We start from the raw sequence: 19,492 nt of genomic DNA, 5'->3' as shown, positions 1-19,492 counted from the left end.
GGATGAACCGGCTCAGATTATGGCTAATTTTATCAATCTGGTGGATGAATCGGTGAAAAAGTTCACCAATCCAATCAATGAAATTTTCCTTTTCATGTTCCGGTATACCGCTACCAGTGACCCAGAGGGCCGATTAATCGCTATGATTGACTCTTACTTTGGTAGTTTCGAGAACGACATCAAAAATTCCACCGTCATCTCTGAAGACCTGAAAAACACCATTTTCCCAAAAGTAAAAGAGCTACAACAAAAGTGGCAGGACTTTCGCACCATTCCCGCTTCATCCCCTCAGGACAGAGACACCAAATTTATGGAAATGTACCGCAGCATGAATTCACTCCGTTCTTTTTTAGAAAGTTTACGGTTAGATCGCTGGGCGGAAAAACTGAATACCATTAATCAAGCCCGAAAGAATTACCTGCTCCTCACTGGAGAAAAGCGCACCACGGCGCAAAAAAATGTGGAAAGTAATTTGAGCGCGCTCCAAAAATTTCTGGAAGGTGATTTTCTTAAAACCTACCATGCCGTTACCGCCCAAACCATCATCAACGACCGTTTCAAACCCTTCCAGTCATTCTGGAAGGGAGTAGTGCAAAAAACCGAATACCTGGCGAGAATCACGAGCCAGAACACCCAGACTATGGAAGCCATGGGAAAGGCCCGGGAAAGCTTGAGCCAGGCTATGGAAACCATGAATCAGGAAGTCCTCTCTATCTTTGAATCTTCCATGGACAAAGTGACCACCTTAAGCCAGAATCTCACCCGTATACTCTACGGAGTGGTCATTCTCGTGATTGCCATCGCCATCATCCTGGGCGTAGTGCTCTCTCGGAGCATCGTCCATCCCATCAATCAGGCCATGGCCTTTGCTCAAACCTTAGAGAGCGGAGACCTCACTCAGCGAATGAAAGGGGAACGGAAAGACGAAATGGGGAAACTACTTTTGTCCCTGGACAAAGCCTCCCAATCTCTGCAGAATTTCCTCAAAGAAGTGGCTCAATCAGCTGAAGCCATTATACGGGGGATGAGTCGTTTAGAGAAGACTTCCCAGGAGATTTCTTCTACTGGAGAACAGATTGCTCAGACCATTTCTCAGGTCGCTCGGGGATCAGAAGAACAGAGCCAGAATCTCACTGAAGTCTCACAGCGCATGGAAGCGCTTCTCACCGAAATGAAGGGCATGGCTCAGGAACTGGAAAAAGAAGCCGAACGGGTAAGCCTCACCCTCCAGGAAGCAGGACGAGTCGTGGAAAACATCAACCTCACCGCCGGGAACATCACCGAAGTGAAGAATGCGGCTTCTTCCGCCTTTTCCGCCAGCGAAGAGGGGCAGAAGACGCTGCAGGAAGTGGTACAGGCCATGGAGAAGATTCAAGAGTCAGTAGTAGGAGTGGGTGAAGTGGTAAAGAACCTGGGGAAGAGCTCCCAGGAAATCGGGAGCATCACCGACCTCATTGGAAGCATTGCCGAACAGACCAACCTCCTTTCGCTCAACGCCGCCATCGAAGCCGCCCGAGCGGGAGAAGCGGGAAGAGGATTCGCCGTGGTGGCAGAAGAAGTACGGAAACTGGCTGAAAATTCGGCTCAAGCGGCACAACGAATCGCTGACCTTATCACCGAAATCCAGAAGGAAGCGGAAAAGGCCGTGCAATCTATGGCGGAAAGCCAGAGTAAGGTAGAAGGAGGCCAGAAAGCAGTGCACCGAGCGAGGCAAGCCTTCAGCGACATCTACAAGGCCAACGAAGTGGTAGTGGAGGAAACGGAAAAAATCATCTCTTCCTTCGGGGTGGTGGAAGAAGCAGCTCGGAGCATTGAAGCCCTCATTCAGGAAGTCAACCAGATTGCTCAGACCAACCAGGGTCGTACCCAGAAGGTGGTGGAAATGAGCGAAGAGGTCTTTGAGAAACTCAGCAACGTCGCTTCCATTTCGGAAGAGAATGCCGCTTCCGCCGAGGAAGTGGCTGCATCCTCAGAAGAAGAAAATGCCGCCCTGCAGGAAGTCCACGAAACAGTGGGAGAAATCGTGAAAATGGCCCATAATTTGGAGGAAGATTTAAGGCAGTTTAAAATCTAAGGAAAGCCCGGACATGTCCGGGCTTTCCTATTCCATCCCTTTCACAAACTCGAACAATTGGGATACGTTTTCAACTTTCCCCTGGGCAAAATGTGGGGTCCGGGTTCCCCGAAAGCCACATTCGGCAAGAAGCGCTCCCATTCTTTCCCCCCAGGAAGGTGAAAGGGCATGAGAAACAAGCTGCCCCCTTTCGTTCCAGAGAAGACAGGAAATATCCTTTTCTTGAAGCTTCTTCGCAATCGCTCGTATGTCCTCAAAATCGTAGGAAAGGCATCGAACAATGAATTTCCCTGTTTCTCTTGCCTCAGCCTGATTTTCAAGAAGCAAAGCCCGCACTTCGTTCAGTTCCTGCCGTAATTTTCGTACCTCTTCCTCTAAGCATCCTTTTTTTCAAGAAGGGTCAATGTCCCCTCCACAAGGTTATTTCCCAGCATGGTGTGGAGGGTGTCCACCGTTTCCATCATTTGGCGAAAAGCTCTTTCCAGTTTTCCTCCCGCCAAAAACTCAATGCGCCAGAAATCTCTGTTTTTACGGTAAAACCGCAAAATGGCGAAGGAGCCAATGTATCCTGTATCACTGACGTGTAATCCTCCACAGGGATTCCGATCCAGTCCCGGAATCTCCACAATGCGCATGGATGAATTTTCCCAGTATATGGAAACCGGAAGGCGTTTACGGATGAATGCCCGCACTTTGGTTTCAGCTTCTTGAAGCACGGTAGGGGATAAATCATCCCGGCAAGGAATTTCAATTTTAATCCGATCAGGCAAAATGGAAAAACCAGTGGTGGAGAGCGCATAATCCCGTTCCAAGATAGCCGAGAACAGGTGTTGGGCGGTATGCTGTTCACACATCATACGACGCCATTCCTCATCGACACGCATGAATACCTTTTCGCCCTCTTCTGGTTCCCGCCCCTGCATCTTTCCCCAGTGCCAAATTTCTCCGCCTTCTTCGCTCACATCTTCCACTTCCATCCACCAGCGTTCTCCCCGAATCATGCCCCGGTCAGCAGGCTGTCCTCCTCCTTCGGGGAAAAAAATAGTCTGGGGAAAGGAAAGAGCAACCCTTCCCTCTCTTTTTTTCACCTTTGACACGAGGGTTTCCAATGACATCTGCTCTGGAGCCAGGTAAAAAATCTTTTCCGTCATACCTTCCTCTACAGTAGAAGAAAATTAGGAATCCGTCAAGGAAAAAATTAGGAAAATCGTCCTATAGTCAAAATAAAGGACTATGCTTATACTATTTCCCAAGGAAGGAGAATCCTGGTGTCCGAAATGTTAACTCAAGAAAAAACAGTCAGAGTATTTCTGGTGGATGACAATCCGTTCCTCCTCGATAGCTTGCAGTTTCTTCTGGAGCGACAGGGAGACCTCGAGGTGGTGGGGAAGAGTTTGCAGGGGAAGGGAATCATTTCCAAGCTGAAACGCACCAAACCCGATGTGGTGGTTCTGGATGTCCGTCTGGGTGATTCCGATGGACTTCTCCTTTTAGAAAAAATCCGCAAGAGCCTGCCACTTCCTGTAGTTATGCTGAGCATGTACGAAGAGTACCGGGAATACGCTCTGCGTTTAGGAGCCTTTGCGTACCTGGTCAAGGGAAAAGACCTGGACGAACTCTATCAGACCCTGCGTTTAGCCACGCTCTCTTTTTAACGCACCAACCCACATACCATCCTTGTCATAGTGTCCCTCTTTGTAGTAAGCTCAAAGAGAAAACACCGTTTTCGGAGGAGGACACTATGTGTGGAATTATCGGATACGTTGGTCAACGAAATGCCATTCCCCTTCTGGTGCAAGGTTTAAAGAGACTGGAGTACCGGGGTTATGACTCAGCGGGGATTGCCGTCGTGGAAAAGGGAACCTTGCAAATCTTTCGCAAAAAAGGAAAAATAAAAGAACTGGAACAGGAACTGGAAGGGAAAGATTGTTCGACCTTTTTTGGTATCGGTCATACCCGGTGGGCCACTCACGGCATTCCCTCCGACCACAACGCCCATCCACACTGTGACTGCAAAAGAACCATTGCTTTAGTCCACAACGGTATCATTGAGAATTACAAAGCTTTGAAAGAGATACTCCTTCAGAGAGGACACGCCTTTTCTTCTGACACCGATACCGAAGTGATTGCCCATCTTCTGGAAGGGGAAGGTTCACCGAAAGAGCGCCTCTTAAAAGCAATTTCGCTTCTTGAAGGTTCTTTTGCTCTGTGTATCCTCTTTGCTGAAGAAGATGGGGTTCTCTACGGAGCACGAAAATCCAGCCCTCTCATTCTTGGGGTAGGTGAGGGGGAATATTTCCTGAGTTCGGATATCCCCGCTTTTCTGGAATACACCCGTTCAGCGGTATTCCTGGACGACGAAGAAATTGTCCGGATTGAGCGAAGTGGTTTTACGGTTTTCGATTTCGAAGGAAGAGTAAAGAATAAAACACTCGTCACCATCCCCTGGGATCCAGTGAGTGCCGAAAAGGGTGGTTTCAAACATTTTATGTTGAAAGAAATTCATGAAGAACCACGGGTTTTTGAAGATACCCTGGCCGGAAGAATTGACTTCCAGCAACAGGAAGCGATTCTGGAAGAGCTCGAAAATTTGCCATGTTCGAGTGTGCGCAGGATCACGATCGTCGCCTGTGGGACTGCCTGTCATGCTGGTATGATGGGTAAAATATACCTTGAAACCCTGGCCAAATTACCGGTAACGGTAGAGTACGCTTCAGAATTCCGTTACCGCGAACCGCTTCTTGAAGACACGCTGACGATAGCCATCTCCCAGTCCGGTGAAACAGCCGATACCCTCCGGGCAGTGGAGTTGGCCCGAGAACAGAGAGCACCGGTCCTCTCGATATGTAATGTCTTGGGAAGCTCCCTCACCCGTATTTCTGACTGGGTCCTATATACTCGGGCAGGTCTTGAAATCAGTGTGGCTTCCACCAAAGCATTTCTCGGACAGGTGACCGTGCTCTTGCTCCTTTCACTGTTTTTAGGGGAAAAGCGAGGAGTCCTTCCTTTCGAAACGAAAGAACGGCTTTTCAAAGAACTTCTATCCCTTCCCCGAAAAATGAATCAGATGCTGAAAGAAGAACACTCCATTCATGAAATCGCTCGCCAGTATTACCGCTATCAGCATTTCTTCTACCTGGGAAGGGGGCTTTTCTATCCTCTAGCCCTAGAAGGAGCGCTCAAACTCAAAGAAATCTCTTACGCCTATGCTGAAGGGTTGAGCGCTGGGGAAATGAAACACGGCCCTATTGCTTTGGTAGGACCGGATTTGGTGAGTGTAGTGCTCATCGGAGAAGGGGAGAGAAGGACCAAAATGCTTGGAAACATGGAAGAAATTCGAGCTAGACAGGGAAAAATTGTCGTTGTGGCAAGTGAAAATGATACCGAAGCGAAAGAAAAAGGAGACGTTTTTATCCCCATTCCCCAAACATCCGAATTGTTGAGTCCGCTTCTTGCCATCATTCCCCTCCAACTCTTTGCCTACTATATGGCGCTCAATCGGGGATGTGATATCGACCAGCCAAGGAACCTGGCCAAAAGTGTAACGGTGGAGTAATTCATTTCGTAGGGTATCTCAAAGTACAGTCTTTTACCTTGTACAGGCAAAAAGGGGGAAGATACAATTGAGCGGTTTCGACTGGTACAACTTGGTGTTCCTACCTTTGGTCATCTTCGCTTCCCGGGTAGCCGATGTAAGCCTGGGCACCATGCGCATCATTCTCACCTCCCGGGGGAAACGAAACATCGCCCCGTTTCTGGGGTTTGCTGAAGTGCTTCTCTGGATCGTAGTGGTGAGTCGACTTGTGACCCGTTCCCACACCCCGCTTGCGTTCCTGGGGTATGCCGCTGGTTTCGCTCTGGGCAATTTCCTGGGTATTTACATTGAGGAGTGGTTTGCTGTAGGCCACGTCATTGTGCGGGTGATTTTGCAACGAGAAGGAGAAAAGCTCTTTCAAGCGCTTCAGGTAGCGCACTGTGGAGTCACTATGTTCGATGGTCTGGGTAGCCGCGGTCCGGTGAAGCTCATCTTCACCATTGTGCGTCGCAAAGACCTGCGCAGCGTCATCACCATCATCAACACGATTTGCCCCGGGGCATTTTTTTCAGTCGAGGACGTGCGCAATGCCCAGGCTGGCGTCTTTCCTGCTCCTTCATCCCCCCAGGAAAAACGGAAATATTCTTGACAGGCCTGGTATAATGGGAAGCTGAAACACAAGAAAAAAGGAGAGACCATGATCCAGGCCGTTATTTTCGACATTGACGGAACCATTACTGATACCAATCCAGTTTTCTTGAAAGCACTGCAGAAAACCTATCTTGAGTTTCTGAACCAGGAAAAACCTCTCTCTTTCTTTTATTTCACATTGGGAATTCCCAGTCCTGAGACCATGGCCCGCCTCGAGATCCCCAAAGAGGAGCGGATGCGGTTCCAGAATCACTGGCAAGAGCGAATCCGGGAATTGATGCCCGAAGCCCGGCTTTTCCCGGGAATAATCGAAACACTCCAAACACTAACCAGAATGAAAATTCCCTTAGCTCTGGTCACATCCAAAATCAAAGAAGAGATGACTTATGAATTTGACCATTTTGGAATCAACCACCTCTTTGCTGTCACCGTCTGCGCTGACGATGTGGTCCATCCCAAACCTGCACCTGATGCACTCCTTCTGGCTCTGGAAAGACTTGACGCGGCCAAAGAAAGGGTCCTTTTTGTGGGAGAAAGCATCTATGACATCAAGGCCGCTAAAAATGCCTTGGTCCCCTTTGCTTTTGCCCAGTGGGGAGCAATAGCACCACAGGAAGTGCTGAACCTCAACCCCGATTATGTGTTGAAAACTCCTCTTGACCTTGTACAACTGGTGAAGAGAGCAAACCTGGCGGAGACCCGCGGACTCGGTCTCCACACTGTTTCCTGATCACTTCCCTTTCTTCCCCCAGGCAAGAGCTCTGGTTCCCTTGGCGAGGATCTCGCGCAGAGCATAACCTCTTCTAGAAATTTCTCCTTTGACATCTTCCGTTTGTAATTCCTCAAAGGAGGTGATTTTCTTTCCATAGATGTACACTACAACACTCTTTTCTTCCACAAATTCAGGGAGCTCCTGTGCGGTACCCTCGACCAGGTCGATACGACGAAAATCACCCCTACGGAGGAGAAAAGAGAACGTCTGTTGAGGGGTACTACAGGACATCAGTAAGGGGATCGTGGTATACTTTTTCCCATCGTAGTTGGCAATGGCCTCAAGATACGCTTCACCGCTTCCATCAGAAGAGAGTTCTACGGTGATTCGTATCAGTGTCTCCTCACCATCTTTCTCAAAGTCAATACTTTTTACTGTCGCTTTCTCCACCCCGGCAAAAACAAAAGAAGTAAAAAGAAGAATAAAAATAAGAACTGAACCGATTACCCAAACTTTCTTCATACCATATTCCTCCCTCTTTTTTCTATTTTGTACCGTTCCGGTGGTTCTGAAGTTCCCATTTACGGGAGGTGTGGCCAGGGATTGATCACGTTTCCATAACGACGCACTTCGTAATGGAGGTGTGGCCCAGTGCTCCGCCCAGTACTTCCCATCTTGCCGATGACCTCGTTTTTCTTCACCGCATCCCCAGGACTGACCAGGATTCGAGAGAGATGACCATATACCGTTTCATACCCAAACTGGTGCCGGATAATCACGCACTTTCCATAATTTCCGTTCCATCCAGCAAAGACCACTTTCCCTTCCGCCGTGGCCACAACGTTCCGACCCGATGGTCCAGCAATATCGATTCCGGTATGCCAGGCTCTTTGACCGGTAAAGGGGTCCTTCCGCCAGCCATACCGGGAGGAGATCTTACCCCAGGTGGGCCAGCGCATGGGAATGGTATCAAAGAGTCTATCCTTCTTGTGGACCAAATCGATGACTTCTTCCAGAGACTTTTTGCGCAGGAAGATTTCGGTTCTAAGCCACAAAAGGTTATCTTCCAGGGTTTTAATCTGCACATGGAGATTGGGATCATACGGCGGGGTAAGGGGCGAACCAACTGGTGGAAGCGGTACCAAAGAGCTCAAGAGCGGTCCTCCTGCACCCAGAAGCATGTTTTCCCATCTCTCTTCGAGAAAACGACGTACAGGGACACAGGGATGCAAGTCGGTCGATGCCAGAGACAGAGAAATACCCAGTTTTTTCAACCGAGATTGTAAATCTTTTTCAAGAAGCTCCCGAACTTTTTTGTCCAGTTCCCGAACTGCGTTGAGTTCCTGAAGAGCCTTCTCTGTTTCCTGAGTTAAGTTCTTGATTCGTTCCTCCTGTTCCTTTTTCTGTTTTTCCAGGACTGCCAGAGTTTGCTGTGTTTCCCGAAGCTGGCGATATGTAGAAGAGAGCGCTTTTCTAGTTTTCGCCTGATAGACGAGCACTCCACCGATTCCAAGCCCTATGCCAATAATGAGAATAAGAATTCCCAAAACAAGAGTCTGCCAGCGAAGGTGGAGTTTCTTCAGTTGCCCTTTTACCGGGCTAATCCAGAAAATGGTCAAATGTTTTCCACCCGAAGGCATCTTGCACCCCCCCTGTTACCATTTCGGTGGAATCATCAAGGAATAGAGCCGTTTTAAATCTTCAAGCCCGTAATATTCTATCACAATTTTCCCCCTCCCCACCCTTACCCGGGTAGCGAGATACCGGGTAAGGAGTTCTTCCACATTCTGTTCCACTGGATCCCCAACCAGCTTTGAGTCTGAAGTGGTAGTTCGACTCAGGCGCTCGGTTTCCCGAACCGAAAGTGATTCCCGCACCACCTTTTCAGCAAGCATCTGCTGTCCTTCAACCGAATCTACAGAAAGCAGGGCTTTGGCATGGCCAAAAGATATCTGTTCCTTCTCAATCAGTTCCTGGATAGAGGAGGGAAGATCCAGAAGTCGCAGCAAATTGGCTACGGTAGAACGCTTTTTTCCAATTCGCTGGGCCACTTCATCCTGAGTCAGCGAGAATTCTTCCATGAGCTTTTTAATCCCCCGAGCAAGCTCCAGAGGATTCAGGTCTTCCCGCTGCAGGTTCTCCACCAAAGCTATCTCAAGCTTTTTTTCCTCATTCGCCTCCTCCACAATCACCGGCACAGTCTTGAGTCCCGCCTTTTTAGCCGCTCTCCACCGTCTTTCCCCGGCAATAATTTCAAATCCTTCACCCAAGCGGCGCACCAAAAGTGGCTGTAAAATTCCGTGAGTCTGAATCGAGTACGCCAGTTCTTCCAATCGTTCTTCGTTCATCTGAGAACGGGGTTGCAGCGAGTTCGGGTGAATCCGGTCAATATCGACTTCTTGAACAGCCTTTCCGCCAAAAACACCTGCAGCCGGAATGAGCGCTTCTAACCCTTTCCCCAATCCTCGTTTATTCATTTCTCCTGACCACTTCCTCAGCCAGATTCCGGTAGGCCAAAGCCCCCCGGGAACTTCCATCGTAAAGAATGATGGGCTTTCCGTAACTGGGCGCCTCACTCAGACGGACACTGCGGGGAATAACTACCTGAAATACTTTTTCCCCGAATGCTTTTCGTATCTCTTCCACCACCTGCTGGGAAAGGTTAGTCCGTGAATCGAACATGGTGAGGAGCACTCCCAAAAGCTCTAAAGAAGGGTTGAGGGAGTTGCGCACCATGGTGAAGGCCCCCATGAGCTGACTTAACCCTTCCAGCGCATAGTATTCACACTGAATGGGAATGAGCACCTTTCCAGCAAAAGTCAGGGCGTTGAGAGTTAACAATCCCAGGGAGGGAGGGCAATCAATGAGGATGAAATCAAAACTCCCCACCCAGTCTTTTAATCCTTCCTTTAATTTCCGTTCCCGTCCGGGAACGGAAACCAGTTCCACCTCTGCACCGGCCAGGCGAATCGTCGCCGGAAGAAGCCATAGTTCCTCAACCTCAGTTTTATAGATGAGCTCCCCGGCCTCGATACCGTTAATCAAAAGGTCATAAACGCACTGTTTAAGCTCCCAGCGATTGATTCCCAAACCACTGGTGGCGTTCCCCTGAGGGTCAATATCCACGAGAAGCACCCTTTTCCCCCGTTCCGCCAAGCATGCTCCTAAATTGATGCATGTGGTGGTTTTCCCCACACCACCCTTTTGATTGGTGACCGCCACAACCGTACCCATAGGCAAAACTATTCTAACATAAAAAAGAAAATCAATCAAAAATTCGCGCTGGGCTGGAGAAAAAAGAAAGACCCCTCCCTTCTAGAAGAGAGGGGTGATAGATACCCTATATCCTGAACTGACTTACAACATTCTGCAATTCCTCGGCCAGTTTGGCTAGGGACTCGGCCGCGGAATTGATTTCTTCCAGGGAAGCACTCTGTTCCTCTGTGGAAGCTGAAACTTCTTCACTTGAAGCAGCGTTTTCTTCCGAGACCGACGCCACCGAAGTCGCTCGCTCCTGCATGGCCTCGATCTGGGTACGGGCTGCTTCCACCAGACTCACGATATCCTGAGAGAGACTTTCAACTTCCTGTTCGCTCCTTTTCAGGATCTCCTGCGCTTTCTTAATCTGCGTTACTCCTTCTCGCAGAGCCTCGGTATCATCGTGCACCTGAGACACAGCCACGAGGATACCCCGGAATTTGGCCTCCACTTCCTGGCTTTCTGCAGCTCCTTTTTCGACTTCTCTTCCTGTCTCCTCGGCGCTACGCACCGCGATTGCGGTATCCTTCTGGATTTCCCCGATGAGGTGGGCAATCTGACCAGCAGCCTGAGCTGAGTTCTCGGCGAGTTTGCGCACCTCTTCGGCCACCACCGCAAATCCTCGTCCGGCTTCTCCTGCCCGGGCGGCTTCAATGGCGGCATTGAGGGCCAAGAGGTTAGTCTGTTCAGCAATCCCGGTGATGAGGTCCACGATTTTCCCGATTTCCTGGGAGCGATTTTCTAAAGTAGTAATGCTTTCCCGAATGGCAAAAGCGACTTTGGTGATACTCTGAATACGGGATAGAAGCCCCGTCAAAAGGTTCTTTCCTTCTTCCGCTTCTTTCTCAGCTTTTTGGCTCTCTTCCTCGGTGAGGACTACGGCTTTTTCGATGGCCGTCAAAGCTTTTTCATTTTCCCCTATACTCTCCACCATTTTGGAGAGAAGTTCGAGATTCCGTTCGGTGGCCTCTTTCACCTTGAGACTCCCCTCAGCAACCTTACGCGCGTTCTCTTCCAGTGTACTCAAATCTTCACTCTGTCGGGTGGACCCTTCGGCCACCTCCCCCATGGTCTTGGCGATTTCCTGGGTAGCTTTAGACACTTCCTCCACCGAAGAGGAGAGTTCTTCGCTAGAAGCGGCCAGTTGCGAAGCGATGTTGATGGTGCTCGTGACCAATTGTCTTAGGTTCGCAATCATCGACAAAGAAGATTGAGCCAGTACCCCGATTTCATCCTGCTCCTCCGCCACCCCTTTGAGCGTCTCCGGGTTCACACCCAGATTCCCTGAAGCGACTTCGTTGAGAACGTCCTTCACCCGGCTGATACCCTGACTCATCCGGGAAGAAACCCACAGGGAAAGGAGGGCTACCAGCACCGCCACCCCTATAATGACGAAAATAACGAGGTTTCGCAGGGCGTTCACCTGCCCATAGATTTCCTCACTGGGGACTGTGGAAACCACCGTCCAGCGAGAAAGGGGAACGGGAGCAAAAGCCACCAATTCCTTTTTCCCTTCCACCTTCACCTCAGCAAAACCCTCCTCTCCCTGAAGCATACGCTGCCCCAGGACGTTGAGTTCTGTAGATTTGGTTTCAGTAACCTTTTGTTTCAAAATCAAATTCCCATCCGGATGGGCAATGATGAACCCCTGGGAATCCACCAGATACCCATAGCCGGTTTGACCCAGTTTGATGGAAGAAACCAGGGTCGCCAGAGTAGCGGTATCTGCAGTCATGCCCACGATACCCCGAAACTTTCCTTCGGTAACTACAGGATAGGCAATCACCACGATTTTGTTACCCGTCGCTTTCGATACCACCATATCCGAAACCTGGGGCTTTAAGGTCTCTCTGGCCTTTTGAAAGTACGCTCGATCGGCAATATTGGCCTGGGAATCGAGCGACGTCCAGGAAAACCCATCATCCAGGGCGAAGAAGTACATCTCGGCCTGGGGGTCAGTCTGGGCGAAGGTTTTGAGAAGGGGAAGAACGACCTCCGGGTTGAGGGCTTTCGTCTCCTCAAGTTGAGCGATTTTCTCCAGACGCCCAATTTTTTCCCTCATCCAGGCCTCAAGCGCCGAAGCGGTGGACTTGGTAATGGTGAGAGCCCGTCCCTCTGTTTCCCGGGTTAAATTCTTCTGAAACGTCACTGTGGCATAGTAGGTGACCGCCACAAGCGGCACCACCGCCAGAACAAGAAACCAGATAAGGAGTTTCACTTTGATACTTCGTGCCATCGAACCTCACTTCCTTCTTTGGGGATGATTTTTGTTTTTGGGGTTTGGACAAACTTGAGGTTTGAACAAACTACCGGCTATTATACCACAGCTTTTATCCCTACTTTCCGGATTCTATCGTTGCAGGTCTTTCCCATAATACTTTCCACCACATCAGAGTCATCAAAACCAAAAAGAGGAACTCCCTCTTATGTATTGTTGTGAACTCGTCAATGGGTATAATATCGATATTTTCAAAATTTTTGCTCGTGCACTTATCGCCGTACCCACACTCATGGGTACCCTTCTGATTACAGTTTTTCTTCACGACATTCCCCCTTGAAGCACCGCCACGAAGGTCACGTGTTCATTTTCCTGGGACAATTCCAGTGAGATTCCCTCGGCACGCTGTGCATCAGGATAACGTTTTTTCTCAGTGCGTTTTTTCCGAGATCAAGATTCCCGCTAAAGGCATGCGGGAATGACGGAGGGGACAGCATGCGGGAATGACGTTCTTTTTCTCCGTCACCCCGGCATGTAGTTCAGCCGGGGTCTCAGTGTTTGCGTACCATGGACTTAGATTCCCGCTAAAGGCATGCGGGAATGACGGAGGGGACAGCATGCGGGAATGACGGGGAAGGGTTCATGCAGGAATGACGCTCTTTTCTTTCGTCATTCTGGCGATTTCACGGCGTAAACATAAGAATGACAGAAACGGGTGCTCCATAACCATCTTCAGATATGGTGGAAAAGGCTTCATGAACATCTTTAAGAAATCGAAACCCCCAGGTCCGTCGGTGCCCGTCCCAGGGAACGCAACAAACTCAGGGTAGCAATAATCTGTTCTTCAATCGTTTCTCTTTCATGAGCCCTGTGGGGATAAATGGTATACCGGAAACGAAAGGAGAGGGGAGTCACATTGAGCATCAGGGAATTGGCTCCAGCCAGAAGACCGAGCCGAGCCGCTTGAGGGTCAAGGGTTTCGAAGGCCGTGGTGACGAGAATCTTGGCATTTTTGGGGTCCACAAGACGAGCCACCGCCAGAGTATTGAGGACCAGAGAGGACGGAGGTATTGAGGAAAAAGCAAGAGGAGTAGCTGGATGCGGAATAAAGGGACCAAAACTATACATCTCCGCTGCAAGGGACTTGGTAAGGAGAATATCCTCAACAACATCCTCAGGAGTCTGCCCGGGAAACCCAATTAATCCCCCCGTGGCTACAAGGTACCCAAGTTCCATGGCTTTTTCAAGGTGCGCTAAACGAGATTGAAGAGCGTATCCGGGATGGAGCCTCGCGTAGAGGGCAGGATTACCGGTTTCGAAACGAAGCAGCACCCCTCGAGCTCCAGCATCGTAGAGCTTTTCAAGCGCTTCAAGCCCAATCTCTCCAAAGCTCACAAAAATGAGCATCGAGTAACGTTCCTGAATGGCGTGGATGATGTGGACAAGGTCATCGAGAGATCTCCCCGGGTCTTCACCGCTCTGGAGAACCAACGACTGGAACCCGTATACTTCGACTGCCTCATGAACCGCAGCAAGAATTTCCTCCTCCGTCATGCGGTAGCGGGAAAGACCCCGGTTGTGCAAAGAAAGCCCGCAGTACCCACAGTTACGGTGGCAGAAACTGGAAATCTCCAAAACTCCATGGACACAGGCCCCGTTTCCAAGATTTTTCCAGCGCAAGAAATTCGCTACCTTGTACAGGTATTCCCGCTCCTGAGGTGTTTCAAGGCAAAGAAGGCTCAGGAGCTCTTCCCGTGCAAGAGGACGCTCCTCCAGAGCTTTATCGAGAATACGGAGCGTCTTTGTAGCGACACTTTCCTTTTTGGCAGCAAGGCGGCTCAGACGGAGGTCTACCTCCTGGAGTTCAAAAAAGGTTTCTTTCCACGTGGCAAGGATATCCAGGGCTTCTTCCTGCGGAATTATCTTGATGACAAATCCTCCCTGGGCGTATACAAAATCCCCTATCTGCAAAGAGGGTATCTCGTTGTACGCTTTCTTACGTTCTCCAAAGTACTCGATGGTGGCCAAACGTCCATCAAGTGCGACCACCTGACCAGGAATGGCATAGCACATCTTTCTTACTCTCCTTCGAATCCCAAAAGGCGAAGTTCTCGAATCGGGCTTTCCTCAATGACCAACTCTGCCCCCTCAAGAATCGTCCCCTGGGAAAACTCGGTAAAAAAGTGGCGCACAATCTCTGGCTCAATCTCCGCAAGCCCACCAATACGAAGCTCTATTTTGGTGACCCGCTGCATTCCTTCCTCCTCTCCCCGCTGCAGGAGGTCCTCTAAGAGTTCCCGAACCAGGCGAAGCTCATGCACTTTGTATAACCTCCTCAAAGTAATTCAGGATAGCCTGCGCGGCTTCATACACCGCCTCGGTGAGTCCCTCACCAAAAGAGACATCCTGGGGTTGAATCCCCACGAAGAAAACCGGACACCCGGTTTCTTCCGCCACGATACGCGCTATAACCGGAAGCGGAAAGGTATGAGTGCTCAGGGTGGTGGCCACAACTTCTCCTTCCTTAAGAACCCGAACCTCTCCCGGTCTTCCTCCAAAAGATGCTGCATCGATGAATATAACCTTAGCCGGGTTTTCCTGGAGAATCTCGTCAAACACCCGCTCCGGAGTAAAACCGGCTAAGACCACAGAATAGAAGGGCGAATCATACTTTTTTACACGTTCCCCGATGTAAACTCCCACCCCATCGTCGCGCCGCAGAGAGTTTCCCACTGCCACCAATACCGTTTTCTGTCCCCTGGTCGGTCGAAGAACTTCCTTAACCCTATCGTCCAACAAAAGAGACATTGAGGAAATGGGTCGAACAGGAAATGCAAGGGTCATACGCTCGCACCAACATCTCAAGGGAAAGCTGAATCTCCTCGTCACTTCGGTCAAGAATCTCAGGAACAAGCTTCCTCATGTCGTATTCGATATTCCGAAGATTCTGCCCGGTGGGGATGACACAATTGGCATTCACGATGCGACCATGGTCATCAACCTCGTAGTGGTGGTACAGGGTTCCTCGAGGTGCTTCAACCGCCCCCACACCACTTCCAGCTCGAACTGGAATCCGCTTTTTCTCGTTGAGCCCCACCACGACTTCCTCTTCGTAATTGATTCCCGACCGTAAGAAACCCTCTACAATATCTTGCGCATGGTAGAGACAGTGAAAACACTCCACAAGCTGGGCAACCGTGTTTAAGTACGGATTCGTCACTTTGCGGTTCATCCCGAACAAATCTCCCACCTCTTTAGCCTTAGGATGAAGCTTGGCATAGTTGAGATTCAAACGAGCTAACGCTCCGACCATGTAGGAATCACGACTCAAACGAGTATGCTTGGCCGTAGAGTGGGGAACCACGAACTCATTGGTGATTTTCTGGTACTCCGTTTTGGGCAAACGCACGCCATCCGTTGACCCGATATCCCCCATAAGGAGCGGATATTCATCGTCATCGGAAACCAGAGCCACGTATTCCGTCTCCCGTTCAAAGTCTGGAAAACGCAAAGAGCTCACCAGCTCCACTGTCGCTTCAAGGTCTGGAACCATCCCTTCCAAAAGTTTATGCATGGTTTCCAGGTCCTGCGGGCGAGGGAGTTTGGTGAACCCACCTACCACAGAGCTTATGGGGTGTACGTGCCGTCCAACGAGAATATCACAGAAATCGTTACAGGTTTTCTTCATTCGCAGCGCTCTCCTGACCACGGTGTTATGAGAATCAACGAGGGGAACAAAACTCTTCACCCCAAGAAGATCTGGAGCAGCGAGAAAGTAAATGTGCAAGACATGACTATCAAGGATTTCTAAGTCCAGAAGGAGTTTACGCAGAGCAACCGTCTGTTCACTCGGAGTAAACCCTATGGCCTCTTCGGCAGCCTGAATGGAAGAAAGAGAATGAGCACACGCACAAATACCGCAGATGCGGGAAGTGATATGCTGAGCTTCGAAAATAGACCTTCCACGGAGCATCCCTTCAAAAAATCGTGGGGATTCGATGATTTCTAGGCGAGACTCCCGCAGCGTCCCATCACGCACATCGATCACGATGTTTCCATGACCTTCAACCCGGGTCAAATACTCCACGTCAATGCGCACGTTCTTTTTCATAGACTCCTCCTGCACCTTTCAGCATCCGACAAGCGTTATACATATCCATCCTCCGCACTAGAAACTCAAGGCTCACGCCGTACTGTTTGAGAACCTCGAGAAATCCCTTTTCGTTGGGATTGGATACCATTCCCCGGCATCCATAGCAGATATTGCCGTTGTTAACACACCAGGAATTACATCCCGCTCGGGTAATGGGACCAAGACAGGTTATTCCTCGTTCATAGAAACAGACATTCTCATTGAATTTGCACTCCACACACACAGCCACATCGGGCACTTGATAAGGGATGCCTGCAAGAGCACATTTGAGAACCTCGAGAAACTCTTTTGGGTACACAGGGCATCCATGGACAAAGTAGTCGACTGGAACAACTTCGTGTACTGGTTTGGTGGGAATTGTTTCAAAAAACTTGGCGCCTTCACCGTACACGTAATGTTTGATTTCTTCCAGATCAAAGGCGTTCTTCATCCCGTTCACGCCACCAATGGTAGCACATGACCCATAAGCCATCAGCATTTTGGAACGCTGGCGAATCTTCTTCAACCGTTCCACATCGTGCGGCGTGGTGATACTTCCTTCCACGATGGCAAGGTCATAAACCCCGTCCCATCGTTCACTCATCGTCTCTCGAAACTCAACCAGGTCAATAGCGTCCAAAACCTCAAGGAGTGGTTCACCGAGATTCGCCACCTGCAGCTGACAGCCTTCACAACAGCTGAAATCAAAAAAGGCAACCTTTGGTGCCTTCATCATATCGCCCCCTTGAGACTTTTAATTCGTTCATAAAAGAAAACCGGGCCATCTTGACAACAGTAAATATCGTGGATCTGACAGTGACCACATTTCCCAAGACCACACTTCATATGCCGTTCAAGGGAGAGGACAATCTGGTCCTCTGGAATGTTTTTTTTCAGTAGCTCTGCAACCACAAATCGGTACATCACAGGGGGGCCAACTAGGACGGCAAAGGTTTCTTCAGGGTTGATATCCACCCCAGGAATGAGGGAAGTCACCAGACCCACATTTCCCTTCCAATCGGGGTCAGCACGGTCAACCGTACACTGGAAACCCACATCCATCCGACGCTGCCATTCCTCAATTTCATCTTGAAATAAGAGGTTCTGGGGATCCTTACATCCAAAAATCACGTGGACTTTACCAAAGTCACGCCGGTTATCAAGGACGTAATTGATGAGCGAACGCAATGGTGCCAGCCCAATACCACCGGCAACAAGCAGAAGATCATGACCGATGAGTTTAGTAATCGGAAAACCAACCCCAAAAGGACCACGAATCCCCACAATATCTCCTGGTTCAAGGCGATGGAGCTCGTTCGTCAGACGTCCCACCGCCCGCACACAGAGCTCAAAACTCTTTCGCTGGGTGGGCGAAGAAGAAAGCGATATCGGCGCCTCCCCCACACCCAAAAGGGAAACTTCCACAAACTGCCCTGGCTCAAAATCCAGTATTTCCCCTTTCATCAGAGCAAGCTCAAAAAGCCGTTCCTTCTCGGTTAGACTTTTAACCCGAAGGATTCGAGCTTCCCGGACATCGTATGCCGTATGGCTAACGGGAATCTTTTCCATGGTCGACCTCCATCAAACTCGAAGATACCCGGTTTCCTGGGCAAGCTGGGTAATGGTCTCTTTTAGGTCAATCTTGGCCATACAAACTCGACTGCAGCGACCGCATCCCGTACAGAAGAAACGGTTATAACGCTTCACCGGATAGGAAAACTTGCGATTAAATCGATGCCGTTTCCGGTCAGAACGCTCTGCTCGGAAACTCTCTCCGCTGGCCACTTTGGCAAACGGCTCGTTTTGGCAGGAGTCCCAAACCCGAACCCTTTTCCCCGTCGTTAAATCCAAATTCATCACGTCCTTCACATCGAAGCAATAGCAGGTTGGACACACGTTAGTACAATTGGCACAGGAAAGGCAGCGATTCCCAACATCGTTCCAAACGTTCGCCTCAAATCCTTCCTGGAACATCCGGGGTAAGAGGAAACGGTCAATGGAAACCTCCGGGTGAAATATCTTGTCTTTCTTCATCCGCAGCATCTTGAGGTCCTGAAGATGGTTTGACTCAGGATGCTGAAAAAGTGCAACACCGTCCACGATTTCTTCCCCTTTTTGAGTTCCGACATGGACAAAAAAGTACTCTCCCAGATCGGTGAAAAAGAGGTCGTATCCCCCCTGAGGAAGAAAAGTTCCCATAAGTCCACACGACGCGTACTGGTCACAGTACTCGTTACACTCAATTCCGATAATCGTAATATACTCCTTGCGAATCAGATAGTTAGGGTCCTTGGGACGATCACTAAACACCACATCAAGACACTGTATCCCAGCAAGGTCACAGGTATGCACCCCAAAAAGAACCAGGCGCTCGACTTCAGCCACAGGTTGAAGCTTTTGTCCTTCCCGCACATCGTACTCTGCAAGGGTTTCGTACTGGGGCATAAAGTATTTTTTTGGAGGAAGAATGGTGGGAATATAGTGAATGGCAATATCTCCTGCATTTTGAACTTCCTCAAAAACAAAATGACGCTCACCTTTTGCCACAGGAGCCACAACTGTACCATGGCTTTTTAACACATCCACAAAAGACTCAAAAAAACTTTTTGGGAGAACGGCGTATTCCACATATACCCCCTCTTCCGGTTTCACTTTACTTCACTAATTGAATTAACTTAACTAGACCGTTTTTAATTCCAGTTTTAAATTTTTTATAAATATTTTTCATCCTACCGGCTCGAATTCTCCAGAATAAGCTCACTACTCCCTCAAAACTCGCGAAAAAGAAAGTATGTTTACGCCTTCAACAGTTCAAGCCAAACGCATCAAGGTTTATATCCCACATAGTTCAGATCAAACCGTTTCCAACGGAACTATCTACTCCACTCCAATCTTGTTTATATCCCACATAG

The 19,492-nt window shown here is 49.5% G+C and carries 20 protein-coding genes; 5 read left to right on the top strand and 15 right to left on the bottom strand.

Annotated elements, in window-relative coordinates:
• The coding region (locus ABDK92_08860) for a methyl-accepting chemotaxis protein (protein MEN3186720.1) at nt 1-2,074 on the top strand (2,074 nt) is incomplete at its 5' end.
• Between the two features lie 27 nt (nt 2,075-2,101).
• Here the strand turns inward: ABDK92_08860 and ABDK92_08855 are convergent.
• Both ABDK92_08855 and ABDK92_08850 read right to left on the bottom strand, forming a co-directional pair.
• Nucleotides 2,102-2,410 (bottom strand): hypothetical protein, encoded by a 309-nt coding sequence (locus ABDK92_08855; protein MEN3186719.1) that lies wholly within the window; start codon nt 2,408-2,410, stop codon nt 2,102-2,104.
• Between the two features lie 38 nt (nt 2,411-2,448).
• Nucleotides 2,449-3,225: an alanyl-tRNA editing protein gene (locus ABDK92_08850; GenBank protein MEN3186718.1), complete on the bottom strand. Its 777-nt coding sequence runs from the start codon at nt 3,223-3,225 to the stop codon at nt 2,449-2,451.
• A gap of 126 nt (nt 3,226-3,351) precedes the next feature.
• Here ABDK92_08850 and ABDK92_08845 point away from each other — a divergent pair, with 126 nt between their 5' ends.
• From ABDK92_08845 to ABDK92_08830, 4 genes are all read left to right on the top strand, one after another.
• Nucleotides 3,352-3,729: a response regulator transcription factor gene (locus ABDK92_08845; GenBank protein ID MEN3186717.1), complete on the top strand. Its 378-nt coding sequence runs from the start codon at nt 3,352-3,354 to the stop codon at nt 3,727-3,729.
• A gap of 86 nt (nt 3,730-3,815) precedes the next feature.
• Nucleotides 3,816-5,630: a glutamine--fructose-6-phosphate transaminase (isomerizing) gene (gene glmS / locus ABDK92_08840; protein MEN3186716.1), complete on the top strand. Its 1,815-nt coding sequence runs from the start codon at nt 3,816-3,818 to the stop codon at nt 5,628-5,630.
• Nucleotides 5,631-5,697: 67 nt separating this feature from the next.
• Entirely contained in the window at nt 5,698-6,258 is a 561-nt protein-coding gene (locus tag ABDK92_08835; GenBank protein ID MEN3186715.1) for a DUF5698 domain-containing protein, read from the top strand.
• 48 nt (nt 6,259-6,306) lie between these two features.
• Entirely contained in the window at nt 6,307-6,990 is a 684-nt protein-coding gene (locus ABDK92_08830) for an HAD family hydrolase (protein MEN3186714.1), read from the top strand.
• On the opposite strand, the gene ABDK92_08825 is transcribed toward ABDK92_08830, so the two are convergent.
• The 13 genes from ABDK92_08825 to ABDK92_08765 form a co-directional block, all read right to left on the bottom strand.
• Nucleotides 6,991-7,494 (bottom strand): hypothetical protein, encoded by a 504-nt coding sequence (locus ABDK92_08825; protein ID MEN3186713.1) that lies wholly within the window; start codon nt 7,492-7,494, stop codon nt 6,991-6,993. It abuts the gene before it with no gap.
• A 59-nt stretch (nt 7,495-7,553) separates the two neighbouring features.
• Nucleotides 7,554-8,612 (bottom strand): peptidoglycan DD-metalloendopeptidase family protein, encoded by a 1,059-nt coding sequence (locus ABDK92_08820; GenBank protein MEN3186712.1) that lies wholly within the window; start codon nt 8,610-8,612, stop codon nt 7,554-7,556.
• A 15-nt stretch (nt 8,613-8,627) separates the two neighbouring features.
• Nucleotides 8,628-9,449 (bottom strand): ParB/RepB/Spo0J family partition protein, encoded by an 822-nt coding sequence (locus tag ABDK92_08815; protein MEN3186711.1) that lies wholly within the window; start codon nt 9,447-9,449, stop codon nt 8,628-8,630.
• Nucleotides 9,442-10,206, bottom strand: a complete 765-nt coding sequence (locus tag ABDK92_08810) for an AAA family ATPase (protein MEN3186710.1) — start codon at nt 10,204-10,206, stop codon at nt 9,442-9,444. Before ABDK92_08810 ends, ABDK92_08815 begins: the two co-directional genes overlap by 8 nt.
• A gap of 106 nt (nt 10,207-10,312) precedes the next feature.
• The gene (locus ABDK92_08805; GenBank protein ID MEN3186709.1) at nt 10,313-12,466 is read right to left on the bottom strand and encodes a methyl-accepting chemotaxis protein; all 2,154 of its coding nucleotides are present in this window, start codon (nt 12,464-12,466) and stop codon (nt 10,313-10,315) included.
• Nucleotides 12,467-12,566: 100 nt separating this feature from the next.
• Nucleotides 12,567-12,773 carry a hypothetical protein gene (locus ABDK92_08800; protein ID MEN3186708.1) on the bottom strand — a complete coding sequence of 69 codons (207 nt, stop codon included), beginning with the start codon at nt 12,771-12,773 and terminating at the stop codon, nt 12,567-12,569.
• 440 nt (nt 12,774-13,213) lie between these two features.
• Nucleotides 13,214-14,521 (bottom strand): radical SAM protein, encoded by a 1,308-nt coding sequence (locus tag ABDK92_08795; protein ID MEN3186707.1) that lies wholly within the window; start codon nt 14,519-14,521, stop codon nt 13,214-13,216.
• A gap of 5 nt (nt 14,522-14,526) precedes the next feature.
• The gene (locus tag ABDK92_08790) at nt 14,527-14,769 is read right to left on the bottom strand and encodes a hydrogenase maturation nickel metallochaperone HypA (GenBank protein MEN3186706.1); all 243 of its coding nucleotides are present in this window, start codon (nt 14,767-14,769) and stop codon (nt 14,527-14,529) included.
• On the bottom strand, nt 14,762-15,244 hold the full coding sequence (locus ABDK92_08785; protein ID MEN3186705.1) for a hydrogenase 3 maturation endopeptidase HyCI: 483 nt from the start codon (nt 15,242-15,244) through the stop codon (nt 14,762-14,764). The genes ABDK92_08790 and ABDK92_08785 overlap by 8 nt, the downstream gene beginning before the upstream one ends.
• Nucleotides 15,234-16,559 (bottom strand): Ni/Fe hydrogenase subunit alpha, encoded by a 1,326-nt coding sequence (locus ABDK92_08780; protein ID MEN3186704.1) that lies wholly within the window; start codon nt 16,557-16,559, stop codon nt 15,234-15,236. The genes ABDK92_08785 and ABDK92_08780 overlap by 11 nt, the downstream gene beginning before the upstream one ends.
• Complete coding sequence (locus ABDK92_08775; protein ID MEN3186703.1) at nt 16,537-17,316, bottom strand: cytochrome B; 780 nt, start codon at nt 17,314-17,316, stop codon at nt 16,537-16,539. The genes ABDK92_08780 and ABDK92_08775 overlap by 23 nt, the downstream gene beginning before the upstream one ends.
• On the bottom strand, nt 17,313-18,149 hold the full coding sequence (locus tag ABDK92_08770) for an FAD/NAD(P)-binding protein (GenBank protein ID MEN3186702.1): 837 nt from the start codon (nt 18,147-18,149) through the stop codon (nt 17,313-17,315). Before ABDK92_08770 ends, ABDK92_08775 begins: the two co-directional genes overlap by 4 nt.
• 12 nt (nt 18,150-18,161) lie before the next feature.
• The gene (locus tag ABDK92_08765; GenBank protein MEN3186701.1) at nt 18,162-19,208 is read right to left on the bottom strand and encodes a 4Fe-4S dicluster domain-containing protein; all 1,047 of its coding nucleotides are present in this window, start codon (nt 19,206-19,208) and stop codon (nt 18,162-18,164) included.
• Nucleotides 19,209-19,492 lie beyond the last annotated feature (284 nt).

The sequence above is a fragment of the Atribacterota bacterium genome (genome assembly GCA_039638595.1).
GTDB lineage: Bacteria > Atribacterota > Atribacteria > Atribacterales > Caldatribacteriaceae > Profundicultor > Profundicultor thermophilus.
This window is presented reverse-complemented; position numbering and strand designations above follow the sequence as displayed.

What these genes read in the sequence shown, in the direction of transcription:
- ABDK92_08850 (MEN3186718.1), bottom strand. Translation starts at nt 3,225, where the DNA reads ATGACGGAAAAGATTTTTTACCTGGCTCCAGAGCAGATGTCATTGGAA.
- ABDK92_08845 (MEN3186717.1), top strand. Translation starts at nt 3,352, where the DNA reads ATGTTAACTCAAGAAAAAACAGTCAGAGTATTTCTGGTGGATGACAAT.
- glmS (MEN3186716.1), top strand. Translation starts at nt 3,816, where the DNA reads ATGTGTGGAATTATCGGATACGTTGGTCAACGAAATGCCATTCCCCTT.
- ABDK92_08830 (MEN3186714.1), top strand. Translation starts at nt 6,307, where the DNA reads ATGATCCAGGCCGTTATTTTCGACATTGACGGAACCATTACTGATACC.
- ABDK92_08825 (MEN3186713.1), bottom strand. Translation starts at nt 7,494, where the DNA reads ATGAAGAAAGTTTGGGTAATCGGTTCAGTTCTTATTTTTATTCTTCTT.
- ABDK92_08820 (MEN3186712.1), bottom strand. Translation starts at nt 8,612, where the DNA reads ATGCCTTCGGGTGGAAAACATTTGACCATTTTCTGGATTAGCCCGGTA.
- ABDK92_08815 (MEN3186711.1), bottom strand. Translation starts at nt 9,449, where the DNA reads ATGAATAAACGAGGATTGGGGAAAGGGTTAGAAGCGCTCATTCCGGCT.
- ABDK92_08810 (MEN3186710.1), bottom strand. Translation starts at nt 10,206, where the DNA reads ATGGGTACGGTTGTGGCGGTCACCAATCAAAAGGGTGGTGTGGGGAAA.
- ABDK92_08805 (MEN3186709.1), bottom strand. Translation starts at nt 12,466, where the DNA reads ATGGCACGAAGTATCAAAGTGAAACTCCTTATCTGGTTTCTTGTTCTG.
- ABDK92_08795 (MEN3186707.1), bottom strand. Translation starts at nt 14,521, where the DNA reads ATGTGCTATGCCATTCCTGGTCAGGTGGTCGCACTTGATGGACGTTTG.
- ABDK92_08780 (MEN3186704.1), bottom strand. Translation starts at nt 16,559, where the DNA reads ATGAAAAAGAACGTGCGCATTGACGTGGAGTATTTGACCCGGGTTGAA.
- ABDK92_08775 (MEN3186703.1), bottom strand. Translation starts at nt 17,316, where the DNA reads ATGATGAAGGCACCAAAGGTTGCCTTTTTTGATTTCAGCTGTTGTGAA.
- ABDK92_08770 (MEN3186702.1), bottom strand. Translation starts at nt 18,149, where the DNA reads ATGGAAAAGATTCCCGTTAGCCATACGGCATACGATGTCCGGGAAGCT.